We start from the raw sequence: 13,818 nt of genomic DNA, 5'->3' as shown, positions 1-13,818 counted from the left end.
TTTAACGGCATATCAAAAGAGTACTTTGATTATCATCTTAAAGAAACTGAATGGCGTTGGATGAGGGAACCTAATGAGTTAGCAACTGAGCTGTGGAACCTCATTAGGTAAAATTAAGTGTAAATCTGCTAGTCTAGAGCCTTTTAGTTTCTATTGACTGAGTCCTGTTTAATACAGGGCTTTTTTATTTTTAAGCCAAACCCTAAATGATGGAAAGTGAAGCTAATTTCGATGGAGTTATGCATCATGAAATTTCATCCATTAGATGTTTGGAAAAGAGCAAATCTAATCTACATTTTCCCCCAGTTGCTTTAGTACTGATCTTTTGACCAATATCCGACACAACTTGACGTTTAAAATACTTTTATTTGCACTTGAACATTTTTCATTCGGTATCATATAAAGGTTTTTGATGAATTTTCTAGGATCATTGCATGAGCCAAAGTCACATCCGTATTCGAGGTGCACGTACCCATAACCTGAAAAATGTGAACCTTGATATTCCACGCGACAAGTTTGTGGTGATTACGGGACTGTCTGGTTCAGGTAAGTCCTCACTGGCATTCGATACGTTATATGCGGAAGGTCAACGCCGTTATGTAGAATCTCTGTCTGCCTACGCGCGTCAATTCCTTTCGCAAATGGAAAAGCCGGAAGTTGATTCGATTGAGGGTTTAAGCCCAGCCATTGCTATCGAACAGAAATCGACTAGCCATAACCCGCGTTCGACTGTAGGTACCATTACCGAAATCTATGACTATTTACGTTTGCTCTATGCACGCGTAGGTACACCTTACTGTCCGGAACACGATCTGCCCATGGTGGCACAGACCGTAACTGAAATGGTCGATGCGGTTAAAGAACTGGAAGAAGGCACTGCGCTGTTATTGTTAGCGCCTGTCGTGCGTGAACGTAAGGGTGAGTACACAGCGTTATTTGAGCAACTGCAAAGCCAAGGCTTTGTGCGTGCACGTGTCGATGGCGAGATCATGGAAATTGATCCGCCACCTGAGTTGGACAAAAAGAAAAAACATACTATTGAAGTCGTGGTTGACCGCTTTAAGGTGCGTGATGATCTCGGTAACCGGATTGCAGAAAGTTTTGAAACTGCGCTGCGTCTCGGTGGAGATATTGCGATTTTGTCCTGGATGAAAGGTGAAAATGATGATCGCGTATTTTCTGCCAAACACTCCTGTCCGGAATGTGACCGCGCTGTGGCTGAACTGGAGCCACGCCTGTTTTCATTTAACAATCCCTTCGGTGCCTGCCCGGTCTGTGATGGTTTGGGTACCCGTAGCCATTTTAGTGCAGACAAACTGATTCCCAATCAGGAGGTCAGCATTAGCCAGGGTGCGATTCGTGGCTGGGACCGTCAGCGTCCATATTATTATGGCATGCTGCAAAAAGTAGCTGAGCATTTTGGTTTTTCTCTGGAAATGCCTTGGAATGAACTGGATGCCAATACCAAGAAAAAATTCCTGTACGGTACCGGCAAAGAAAAAATTGACCTGAGCTATATTGATGAACGTGGTCGTCGTCATAACCGGGTGATGCCATTTGAAGGTATTTTGCCGCATCTGGAACGCCGTTACCGCGAAACCGAAAGCAATTATGTGCGTGATGATCTGGCGCAGTATCTATCCAATGCCGCTTGTGATGCTTGTGATGGTTCACGTCTGAATGAAATCTCACGTAATGTGAAAATTCTGGACAAGACCATTGCCGACGTTACTCGCATGTCAATTGGCGATGCCGAGAGCTATTATCAAGGTATTAATCTGGAAGGTGCGCGTGGTGAAATTGCGGACAAGATTTTTAAGGAAATCCGTGAGCGTCTGCACTTCCTGGTATCTGTCGGTCTGAACTATTTGAGCCTGTCCCGTTCTGCCGAAACCTTGTCTGGTGGTGAAGCACAGCGTATCCGTCTGGCTTCACAAATTGGTGCTGGCCTCATGGGTGTGATGTATGTGCTGGATGAACCTTCGATTGGTCTGCATCAGCGTGATAATGATCGCCTGTTACAAACCCTGATTCGTCTGCGTGATCTGGGCAATACCGTGCTGGTGGTCGAACATGACGAAGATGCAATTCGTGCTGCAGACCATATTATTGATATTGGTCCGGGTGCCGGTGTGCATGGCGGTCATGTGATTGCAGAAGGAACCTATCAAGAACTCGCTAAAAATAAAGATTCCCTGACCGGTAAATATCTGTCTGGCAAACTGAAAATTGAAGTGCCGAAAAAACGGGTTCAGCCACCAAAACCGGAAGAACAGATCAAATTGATGGGTGCTGCCGGGCATAACCTGAAGAAAGTCGATCTGACCATTCCATTGGGAATCATGACTTGTGTCACCGGTGTTTCAGGTTCTGGTAAATCTACGTTGATTAACCGGACTCTGTTGCCACTAGCAGCGACTCAGCTGAATGGTGCAACCACGCTAACTGCTGAGAAGTTTGACTCAATTGATGGTCTGCAATTTCTGGATAAAGTGGTTGATATTGACCAGAGCCCGATTGGCCGTACCCCACGTTCGAACCCAGCAACTTATACCGGTTTGTTTACCCCAATTCGTGAACTGTTTTCACAGACTCCGGAAGCCAAAGCGCGTGGTTATACTGCTGGCCGTTTCTCGTTTAACGTGAAAGGCGGACGTTGTGAAGCCTGTGAAGGTGATGGCATGATCAAGGTGGCGATGCACTTCCTGCCGGATATGTATGTGCCGTGTGACGCCTGTCATGGCAAGCGTTATAACCGTGAAACGCTGGAAGTGAACTACAAAGGCAAGAATATTTCTGATGTATTGCAGATGACCGTTGAAGATGCCATGCATTTCTTTGATGCGATTCCAGTGATTCATCGTCGTCTGGAAACCTTGCATCAGGTCGGTCTGGGTTATATCCGTTTGGGTCAGTCAGCGACGACCCTTTCTGGTGGTGAAGCACAACGGGTAAAACTGGCACGTGAGCTGGCCAAACGGGATACCGGCAAAACCCTGTATGTACTGGATGAGCCAACCACTGGTCTGCATTTCCATGATACTGCCAAGCTGCTGGACATCCTGCATGAGCTACGTAATAAAGGGAATACCATTGTGGTGATTGAACATAACCTGGATGTGATCAAGACTGCAGACTGGGTGGTAGATCTTGGCCCTGAAGGTGGTGCGGGTGGCGGTATGATTATCGCGGAAGGTACTCCTGAAGATGTTGTGAAAGTTAAGGCTTCACATACAGGGAAATTCTTAAAGCCATTATTGAAGTAATTTATCCTCCCCTTGTCCCTCTTTGATAAAGAAGGGAAATTCCCTCCTTTGAAAAAGGAAGGTTAGGGAGGATTTAAAATACTGATTTTATATGCTAAAACGGTGATTCATTCACCGTTTTTTGTTTTTGTTAGTTATGGGAAAAATTCAAGAGAATGAATCAATTAAACCTTACTTAGAGTTTAGTAAAATATTGCAAACTAGCTGCCAAATTTTAGATAATATTCCTTTCATATATAAAATTAATCCTAAATTAAAAACAACTCGTAATGAAATCATGAGTATTGTCGAAGAAAGTAAAGTCCTTGCTTTACCTGATCAATTTAATGAGTTTTTTGCCAAACATGGATGGGTTTGTTATAGCGCTTTAAATCAAAGTATTTTGGAACAAGCTGTTTTATTAGGCTCAAATAATAAAATACAAGAAGCTAAAGAATTACTTATAAATTATGTTGATGAAAGAATGATCGATTGGATTCTTAAAAAATGTAACACACGTAAGCATTTTATCGATCGACTTGATTTACTCAAATTACTAAAAGTGGACTATTTAGAGGAACGTTATCATTCATGTATACCTCTTTTACTTGCTCTTATTGATGGTTTGGCAAATGATATTTCAAAACATGTTAGTTTTTTTGCTGAGCAATCAGATTTGGAACTCTATGACAGTATAACTTCTCATGAAACAGGATTACCTTTTCTAAAGTTAATCATGAATACATCTAGAACAAAAACTACAACAGAGGAAATACTTATACCTTTTCGTAATGGCATTCTACATGGCAGAGATCTAAATTTTGCAAATAAAGAAGTCGCATCAAAATGTTGGTGGCTTTTAGACTGTTTAATTGATTGGGCTGATGAAAAATCCCTACAAAAACAACCTTCAAAACAAGAAAATCTAAAAGAAACTCTAAAGAGATATCAAGAAACTCAGGAATACTTTAAACGTATAAATAAGTGGGAAAAACGTCTTATTCTTTTTGAAAACTTAGGGAAATCCCAAATTTTAGAATCACTAGATCAAAACTCTCCTGAATACACTTTAGTTATCTTTCTATCAGCTTGGAAAGCAAAACAATGGGGGAAAATGACACCCCTATTGTTAAATAATATTGGGAAACCTACAGGTAAAGCCACAGGTGAAGTCAAAAAGGATTATCAAAATATTCAATTATTAAATTACCAACTGAAAAGTTCTGAAGATCAAACTCCAGCCATTACAAGAATTTTAGTAAATCTTGAATACATTAAAGATGATAAAAACTATAAAGAGGATATCAGTATAAGCATGAATTATGCAGATACAGAAAAAGGCTCACCTGAACTAAGAGGTGAACCAAATGGTAATTGGTATATTCTACAGCTATCTTTAAGGGATATTTTATTCTAAAAATATCACCAACAGAACACCTGTACTCAACAAAGGAGATAGAAATAATTTTTTAAAAATCATTATGGTAAATTAAAAAACTAAACCTCAGCCACAACATTGCGTCCTTTCGCTTTAGCCTTAAATAGTGCCTCATCGGCTTGCTCCAACAAAGCAATCCATGACTCTGCGCCAATCGCCACCCCAATACTCACCGATACATGAATATCTTCATCAGCTGAGGTCAGAATAGAATGCTCAGCGACTTCAGTCCGGATTTTATTCGCTAGCATGAAAGCATGCTGCATCTCGATATTTTCAATCAGGACCAGAAATTCGTCTCCGCCATAGCGAACCAGTAGATCCGAAGCTCGAATATTGGCTTTTAAGCGCTCTGCAACCAGTTGAATGACCTGATCACCAATAATATGCCCATATTGATCATTGACCTGTTTGAAGTGATCAATGTCGATAATCATCAGGCAGGTTCGCTTAAATTGGGTCGGATGCACTTCCATAAAACGGATATATTCATCGAGCGCAAAACGGTTAGCCAGTCCAGTCAGGGAATCGGAATGGGCAATATTTTTCAGTCGAAATTCTAATGCTTCACGCTCTTGCAGCATGTGCTGCAGTTTTTGAATTGCGGTAAATAAGGATTCAGTAGGCCGGTCTGTTTTTAGTTTTGATTGGGCTTGCTTCCGTTCAGACCCAGTGGACAAATCAAATAAAATTTTACGTGCCCGAATTAAAGGAATAAAGATGCGTTTACGCGCAAAAATCATGGTCAAAATTGCCGTAATCAGGGAAATTCCAGATAAGGCCACCGTCCAGATCAAATGATTCAGACTGTGGCGCATTTCCTTAATAGCCACATCTTTGGTGTATTTCAGTAAATAGTTCTGCAAATCAATCACTGTTGTAAATTTATCTACAATAGCTTCAGTCAGCTGGGTTCCAGTTAAATAATAAGGACGCTGCTGGCGGCTATCTTCAATCAGTCGCTCCACAATCGGTAAACCTTGCTGAATAAATTCAGTGCCGACCCGTTGATGTAAACGAATAAACTCATCAGTTTTGTCCTGAACAGGCTGTAGCGTATCAATGATATCCCAGAGATAACGTACCTGATGCTGGACTTGTAAGGAACGGGTAATGTTTTGCTCTGGAATGTGGGTTCCAAATGTCACATGAGCCATAACATTTGACGCTACCCGACCCGATTGATCCCTGAGATCAGATAAAAACAGGATTTCACTCATGTAATTATCCAAACGGGCAGATGGCGTAGCAGAGGCAATCACTACTCCTTTCAGAATTTTACGGCTGCTATCCCAGGCAGTAAACATGGCGAGAATAGCCTGATCCATTTCCTGTGCAGTACGTTCCAGGCGAGGTATTTGAGTATAGAGATCGACCTGTTGACGTCCATTCTGCAAGCTCGGTTTCAATTCAGATAAAAGTTGCTGGCTTAGGTGATTAAAACCAACCTGATCGAGTGCCTGAGCCGTAATTTGCATCTGTTGATCGACTTCCTGACGGTAATCGCTTAACTCCTGCTGATGTTTGGCAAATTCCTCAACCGAGCTGGACATTACTTTGTTGGCAGGTGCCCGTTCCCGGGAGATTTTATTGGCGAGATCGGTGACCTGTTGTAAGGCATCAAGCTGCTGATAGGTTTGTTTTGATTTTAAATAATGTTGAGTACTATCAATAATCAAGGGAATACAAATACACAATAAACATAAAATAATGATCGACATCGACCAGTACAGATGTTTGCTGATTTTCTCAGAGCGCAAAGTATTCATCTTGATTTTTAGTCCTTCACATGAATCAAGGACTCCCCATTTAATAGTAGATAGATTATACAAATAAACGCCTACTCATCATCAATATTTCTTCCCAATTGCTTTGATCTTCAGAAGGTTTTTCTTATGTTCTTAAAGGTTTTAGCTCTTTATATTTTCAGGATTTTTCATCTGTTATCACTAAAATATAAATAGGAATGAAAATTTCATAATTTAAAATATAAGAAAATTAAAAAACTCGCTTTCTGAACTATTTACACGTGCAACAATTAGGTGCATAATGCACTGCATTAGGGCGAGTTAAATTATTCCTCAGCAGATTTTTTGATTTACCCGCAAATTTTGGCGAAAAAACCTCAATTTTATATAGAAATTGAGGTTTTTTTTTGCAACTTTATAGAACGAAGCAATTTTTAAATTGAAATAATGCACCATTAAGGTGCACTTAAGAATCATTTTTGACGGCTTTCTATACTAGTTTTTCTAATCTTCTTTTATGAACTAATCCGTAGACTGATGCTTCTAAAAAATTCAGGCAAAAAAAAACCCAACCTTGGGGAAAGCTGGGCCGATAAAAACAAAAATATGCGGAGAATCAGTCAAATTATCATGTAACAACATGAACTCTAACCTGATTTTTTTATTATCAGTCAATTTGGTAACAATGTAAAGCACATTAATTTACTAGGATTTATGACATATCACAATTTATAGACAAAACAGTGAAATACATCACATTATAACCCTGATTTTGTCGCTAAACCGATCAATTCTTTCATAAATTTGTTTTATATTATAGTTTTTACGCCTTTCTTAAATTCAGTGTAATAAACATAATTATTTTCATGATAAATAAATTGGTTTTTTGAATTAAAATCCACTATTCAACTTAATTAAACAATCAAAAAATCCTTTATTAATTCATTTTCCTGATTAGATCTAACAATTTATTTTGTATACAACATTGTTATTTAAGCTTTTTTCTAAAATAACTAAATTTTCTAATTAAAAGACTATTAAACAAAATCAATACAATGATTTTGCACAAAAAAATAGCGATTTCAAATCAGATTGACTTAATAAATTGTTACAATACAATACGTTTCTGTTGTACATCTTTTGTAACAAAATGGTAAATATCATGAAAAAACTCGGTTTAGCCACTGCTTTATTATTAGCCATGACCGGTGCTCAAGCATATCAATTTGAAGTTCAAGGTCAGTCAGAGTACATCGACAACACTGCGAATGACAAAGACTTCACTGGCGCTGTTCAAGGTACTTACTACTTCAAAGATGTAGACGCTTCTAAAGGCCCTTTAGCTGAAGCTGCTTTCATCAACCAGGCATCTAATGTTTCTGCTGCTTATACATACGGCGAAAACGGACAAGAATTTGGTAATCGTACTGTACACCACTCTTTTGGTGCAAAAGGTGAAGCTTACATCCCAACTAAAGTTATTCCTGCTTATGCAAGCGCTTCTTATAGCCATACCATCACTGATAACAAAGCTGGTAACCCAGATGACAATGGCGACCGTTATGCATTAGAAGTAGGTGTACTCCCTATTCCTAACTTCCTGGTAGCTGTAGGTTACACAAGCGTTGCAGACCAAACTTCTTATGACGCTTTCAACATGTTTAACAACGGCGTTGCTAAAGCTGCTATTGAGTCTCAAACAATCGCTGAAGATCAAGATGCTATCACTGCACGTACTAAATATGTAGGCGCAATTGACGGTACTAACATGTCACTTGGCTTCGAAAGCGGCTTGGTTTATGGTGAAGATACTGCTTACAACCTAGGTACTACTTTGTACATCAACCCTAAATTAAGCGTTGGTGCATCTTATATGGAATCTAGCTACGCTAACTCTCCAGACAAAGCTTGGGGCGCAAACGTAAACTACTTCATCACTCCAGCAGTTGCTGTAGGTGCTAGCTATGTGAACTCAAACTACGAAGCAAACCTCGCTCAAAATGCTGTTGTAGTTCGTGATACACAAACTGTAGGCTTAAATGCTAAATTCCGTTTCTAATTTCTGAATTAGTTACTGAATAAAAAAGGACGCATCAGCGTCCTTTTTTATTGGATCAAATATTTATTCCGGAGAGCGGACCAGACTTAAAAAATGTAAATGGCGTTCATATTGGTCAATGATGTCCTGGATTAAATCTTCCTGAGTCCATTCCATCACATCATAATTTTGCCCCCCTTCCCTTAAAAAGACTTCTGCCTGATAAGACTGCGGAGAATCTGCATCCGGCATAAAGCTCGGTGCCAGAGTCTGGGTAGCAATGACCTGATAAATAAAGTTCATTTCATTCTGATGATCGACACGTAACTCGATCCCATCTTCCAGTTTAAAGATTTTCACCTGGATGTGACGACGTTTCAGTTCAGCCTGAAAACTGTTAAAAGCTTTGCTGACCATCTTATCAATATAATCACGTACTTCATCATGCGTATGCGGATAATGCATAATTAAACCGAGTCGCTGTTGCCAGCTACGCGGGTTCTGAATGGCCCGTGGGGTAATACGTGCAGCTTGTAGCGCATGCATTTTCGTTACATCCAGATGCAGGGCCTTAATCAGTCCCCAGCAAATCAGCAGCATAATAAATGTAAACGGCAAGGCACTCATAATCGTAGCCGACTGCAAGGCTTCCAGCCCACCTGCCAGTAACAGAATGATGGCCAATAAAGCCATTAATACGGTCCAGAACAGACGCTGCCAAGTCGGTGAATTCTCGGTTTTAGCAGTGAGATAATCCGTGACTAATGATCCTGAATCTGCTGAAGTGACAAAGAATAGAATAACCAATACCGTAGCAATGATACTGGTCACCGAATTAAATGGCAGATTACCTAAAAATTCGAACAATGCTACCGAGGAGTCACGTTGTACTGCTTCAAGCAGATTGGTATTGGCCTCATGCATGATACTGAATAATGCAGCATTGCCCATAAAGCCCATCCAGATTAAGGTAAATCCGGTAGGAATCAGTAGAACCCCAACAATGAACTCACGGATACTGCGGCCTTCGGATACTCGGGCAATAAACATCCCGACAAATGGCGACCAGGAAATCCACCAGGCCCAATACATAATGGTCCAGCCACCAATCCAGCCACTAGGCTGATAGGCATACAGATTAAAGGTCATACTGAACAGGTTTGCAACATACTGGCCAGAGTTTTGAATGGTGGTCTGCAGAAGATAGATGCTTGGACCGGTAACAAAAACAAAGATGAGTAGCAGTAAGGCAAGCAGCAGATTCAGTTCAGCTAGGCGTTTGATGCCCTTATCCAAACCAAAAAATACGGACATTGATGCCATTACAGTGACGGCAATAATCAAAATGACCTGAGTACTGGGGGTCTGCTCAACTCCAAATAGGTAATTCAGACCCGAATTAATCTGAGTCACCCCAAAACCTAAAGTTGTCGCAACCCCAAATACTGTCCCTAAGGTGGCAAAAGTATCTACCCCGTCTCCGATCGGGCCATGAATCCGGTTACCGATCAATGGATATAAGGCAGAGCGAACTTTTAAAGGCAGGTTATGTCGATACGCAAAATAGGCCAATGACAGACCCACAATGGTGTAAATCGCCCAGGCATGCAGGCCCCAGTGGAAGAAGGTCACGCGAATAGCCTGCTGTGCGGCCAGTACAGTTTCCGGGTCACCAGCAGGTGGCGTAACATAATGCATAACCGGTTCGGCAACCCCGAAAAACATCAGGCCGATCCCCATGCCTGCGGTAAACAGCATGGCAAACCAGGATGCCTGGCTATATTTTGGCTGACTATGGTCAGGCCCGAGTTTAATTTTCCCCATATCGGACAGGGCAATATAAATCAGGACAATCAGGAAGATCGCCACGGAGAGGACATAAAACCAGCTAAATGAAGTGGTAATCCACGCATTCATTTGTTTGGTCAACAGGTCAAATGAATCAGGTGCCAGTATTACCAGTCCCAAAAAAATGGCGATAATCACCACTGTACTAATAAAGACATTCGGATTGATATTGGCAAACCAGGATGAAGGTTTGGAAGGCATAGATCCCCCATTTTTTTAATAGATTGAATGCCGGGAGGCTTGAATCATTATTGATAAGTAAAAACATTCTGATCGAGAGAATTACGATCAAAGATACGTTTTGGACCTTAAGATTTTAAAATATTCAGAAAAATAAAGCCGTTAAGTTACTGTAACCAAGCTATGCAGCTCTGTACGTTCTATTCCTCAGGCTTTCTATGCTTATGTTGTATATGAGTCTGTTTAGGAAGATGAGAAATATACTGTAAGGCAATCAGACGCGAGACTATTAAGGCCAGATACATTACCCCGACAAACATCTGGATAATGGCCAGCATCCGTGCGACCGGACTGACCGGCATCACATCAGATAATCCTGTAGCAGACTGCACACTAAAGCTCAGAAAGAGCAGATCCAGCCACGGCTGATAAGCTTTTAGATCTGGGTCCGAAAAGCTGTAAGGTACCCATAACTGGCAGATGCTATAGAGAAAAGCAAAGCCCCAAGCCAGCAATGTGAAAACTGCTCCCGCTGCAAATAGTTCGTCTTTGGTCAGATAACGGTCATGAAACATATAACGTAACAGGCCATACGCTGCACTGAAGTAGGCACTGGCTTCAAACAGATGCGCGACGATCATGATCCAGGTATAGCGCAGCCCCAACACAATTAATGACGAAAAGAAGATGGCCCCTGCGACAAAGATGAGTCCCAGAATGGTAAACATCGGAGTCTGACGAATTACCTTGGCAATTACCAGCAAGACCACCACCCCCAGCATCCATGTACCCGCGCGATAAGAAACGCTGTCATAACTCAGCATCGACAGAATCAGAATCAGTAACTGCAGGCATAGCAGCCAGGCAGAAGGCAGATACTTAAAATGGGTCCAGAATCGTAGCAGAGAGTGCTTCATGAGATTTGTCTTGATGTCCTGTCGAGCATCATTATTGTTATCGCTGGCTTAACATAGCATGATCTAGCTGATGGTTAGAAACAGGATTGTATAAAAATCATTGAAATCTCAGTTAAAAATAGCTGTATTTAATTTTAGATAACCTATCCCAAAGTATTTCATTGGGTAGCTCAGGTATTTTATCGCTATAAAAAAAGCCCCCATCAGGAGGCTTTTTTAGGACATCAGATCTTAGTGATCAGATGCACCTGAGATTCCAATACCTGTTTGTGAGCGAACAAACTGTGCATCGAAAGCTTTGCGTTCTGCCTGTGCTTTCACTGAGCGGTCTGTGATGGAGAAGAACCAGCAGCAGAAGAAAGACAATGGCATTGCAAATAATGCAGGACCATTAAATGGAACGACTGGTGTATCTGAAATCGCGAAAGTATCTACCCAAACGGCTTTAGACAGTACAATCAGTACTACTGCAGTCACCAGACCAACCACGCCACCAATTACAGCACCACGTGTGGTCAGGCCTTTCCAGAACATAGACAGTACTAGTACCGGGAAGTTGGCACATGCTGCTACCGAGAATGCCAGACCTACCATGAAGGCAACGTTTTGCTTCTCGAACAGAATTCCCAAGATCATCGCAAAGATAGCAAGACCAAGAGTTGCAATTTTAGACATGCGCAGTTCAGATTCAGGTGTAGTACGGCCTTTCTTGAATACGTTTGCATACAAGTCATGTGAAATTGCTGAAGCACCTGACAAGGTCAAACCTGCAACTACCGCAAGAATGGTTGCGAATGCCACTGCAGAAATGAAGCCCATGAACAGGTCACCACCCACAGCATCTGCCAGGTGAACCGCGGCCATGTTGTTACCGCCCACCAGCTCTAGCTTGCCTGTGATTGCCATTTTTGCAATGTCCAGGAACTGCGGGTTGTTCGCTACGTATAGAATCGCACCGAAACCGATAATGAAGGTTAACAGGTAGAAGTAACCGATAAAGCCTGTTGCAACCACCACTGATTTACGTGCTTCTTTGGCATCTTTTACTGTAAAGAAACGCATCAGGATATGTGGCAGACCTGCTGTACCAAACATCAGCGCCAGACCAAGAGAAATCGCATCGACCGGATTCGAAGCGAGATTACCCGGACCCATAATCTTGGTTGCATCTGCAAGGCTCAAGTCATGTACTTTAGAGTAAACCTGAATCGATTGTTCAAACATATTGGTAAAGCTGAAACCTACGCCCTTCATTACCATGAAAGCCATAAATGTCGCACCAGACAACAGCATTACTGCTTTAATGATCTGTACCCAAGTGGTCGCTAGCATGCCACCGAAGATTACGTAAGCCATCATCAACAGGCCAACAATCACCACAGCAATATTGTAGTTCAGACCGAAGAGTAACTTGATCAACTGACCTGCACCTACCATCTGTGCGATCAGGTAAAACGCAACCACAACCAGTGAACTTAATGCAGCTAGAGTACGCACCGGTTTTTCTTCCAGACGGAACGACACTACATCAGACAGGTTAAATTTACCCAGGTTACGCAAACGTTCTGCCACCAGGAATAAAACGATTGGCCAACCCACCATAAAGCCTAGTGAGTACAGCAATCCGTCAAAACCGGACAGGAATACCATCGCGGAAATACCGAGGAAAGATGCTGCAGACATGAAGTCACCAGCAATGGCCAGACCGTTCTGGAAGCCAGAAATCCCGCCGCCGGCAGTATAGAAATCATTAGTATTTGTGGTTTGTTTGGCAGCCCATTTGGTAATAAATAAGGTTGCTCCAACGAAAATCACAAACATGATAATCGCGTGCCAGTTGGTCGCTTGCTGCTCCGCAGCACCCAGATCTGGTCCAGCAAATGCCATTGCCGAGCTGAGCAAGGTCAGCGCTGCAGCAGCAAGCGCTTGATATGAAATCCCTTTCATCTTAGTGTTGCCCCTTTTCTTTTGTAATCGCTTCCACTTCCTGAATTGCTTCTCTGTTCAGCTGATCAAGTTTGTTATTGGCAATGTAGGAATACACCCAGCACAATATAAAAGACAAAATAATGATACCGATACCTAGAGGTACACCCCAGGTCGTTACACCGCCAGAAATTGAAGACAATAGAAATTCTTTGTTGTAGCCAACAAGCAACATGAAACCGACATAGACAAATAGCATGATGCCGGTTAAGGTCCAGCTCAGCGTACTTTTTCTACGTACCATTTCTTTGAATTTGGGATTCTGTAGAATTCTTTCTACTTGGGCCTCATCCATAGTTACACTCCTGTAGCCCCACCATGGGCTTACTATTTTTTAATTCGAATTATCACTGTTGCAAAATAACAACATTTAGAATGACTTGTAATTTAGACTTTGGTCGTTAAAAAATGATCAATT

8 protein-coding genes and 1 pseudogene are annotated in these 13,818 nt (G+C 41.6%); 4 read left to right on the top strand and 5 right to left on the bottom strand.

The genetic code is table 11. The features are described 5' to 3' along the window. From ACEWB7_RS04730 to ACEWB7_RS04720, 3 genes and pseudogenes are all read left to right on the top strand, one after another. Positions 1 to 111: pseudogene (locus ACEWB7_RS04730) on the top strand (IS1595 family transposase); the annotation flags it as partial. A 323-nt stretch (positions 112 to 434) separates the two neighbouring features. After that, positions 435 to 3,266 carry an excinuclease ABC subunit UvrA gene (gene uvrA / locus ACEWB7_RS04725; protein ID WP_312316512.1) on the top strand — a complete coding sequence of 944 codons (2,832 nt, stop codon included), beginning with the start codon at positions 435 to 437 and terminating at the stop codon, positions 3,264 to 3,266. A 136-nt stretch (positions 3,267 to 3,402) separates the two neighbouring features. After that, positions 3,403 to 4,662 carry a hypothetical protein gene (locus ACEWB7_RS04720; RefSeq protein WP_312316515.1) on the top strand — a complete coding sequence of 420 codons (1,260 nt, stop codon included), beginning with the start codon at positions 3,403 to 3,405 and terminating at the stop codon, positions 4,660 to 4,662. Between the two features lie 80 nt (positions 4,663 to 4,742). On the opposite strand, the gene ACEWB7_RS04715 is transcribed toward ACEWB7_RS04720, so the two are convergent. Continuing rightward, positions 4,743 to 6,452, bottom strand: coding sequence for a GGDEF domain-containing protein (locus ACEWB7_RS04715; RefSeq protein WP_312316518.1), 1,710 nt, complete (start codon positions 6,450 to 6,452; stop codon positions 4,743 to 4,745). Positions 6,453 to 7,593: 1,141 nt separating this feature from the next. On the opposite strand from ACEWB7_RS04715, the gene omp33-36 reads away from it, so the two are divergent. After that, the gene (gene omp33-36 / locus ACEWB7_RS04710) at positions 7,594 to 8,490 is read left to right on the top strand and encodes a porin Omp33-36 (protein WP_411580470.1); all 897 of its coding nucleotides are present in this window, start codon (positions 7,594 to 7,596) and stop codon (positions 8,488 to 8,490) included. Positions 8,491 to 8,553: 63 nt separating this feature from the next. Here the strand turns inward: omp33-36 and ACEWB7_RS04705 are convergent, their stop codons facing one another. From ACEWB7_RS04705 to ACEWB7_RS04690, 4 genes are all read right to left on the bottom strand, one after another. After that, the gene (locus ACEWB7_RS04705) at positions 8,554 to 10,518 is read right to left on the bottom strand and encodes a BCCT family transporter (RefSeq protein ID WP_180137722.1); all 1,965 of its coding nucleotides are present in this window, start codon (positions 10,516 to 10,518) and stop codon (positions 8,554 to 8,556) included. A gap of 179 nt (positions 10,519 to 10,697) precedes the next feature. Further along, complete coding sequence (locus tag ACEWB7_RS04700) at positions 10,698 to 11,414, bottom strand: ion channel (RefSeq protein ID WP_159123809.1); 717 nt, start codon at positions 11,412 to 11,414, stop codon at positions 10,698 to 10,700. A 231-nt stretch (positions 11,415 to 11,645) separates the two neighbouring features. Continuing rightward, complete coding sequence (locus tag ACEWB7_RS04695; protein ID WP_180011055.1) at positions 11,646 to 13,361, bottom strand: cation acetate symporter; 1,716 nt, start codon at positions 13,359 to 13,361, stop codon at positions 11,646 to 11,648. Position 13,362: 1 nt separating this feature from the next. Further along, positions 13,363 to 13,695, bottom strand: a complete 333-nt coding sequence (locus ACEWB7_RS04690; RefSeq protein WP_004781535.1) for a DUF485 domain-containing protein — start codon at positions 13,693 to 13,695, stop codon at positions 13,363 to 13,365. Positions 13,696 to 13,818 lie beyond the last annotated feature (123 nt).

It is taken from the genome of Acinetobacter sp. NIOH-H-8 (genome assembly GCF_046635365.1).
In the GTDB taxonomy this organism is placed as follows: domain Bacteria; phylum Pseudomonadota; class Gammaproteobacteria; order Pseudomonadales; family Moraxellaceae; genus Acinetobacter.
The sequence above is the reverse complement of the archived record's forward strand: the minus strand, read 5'-3'. Positions and strand labels throughout refer to the sequence as shown.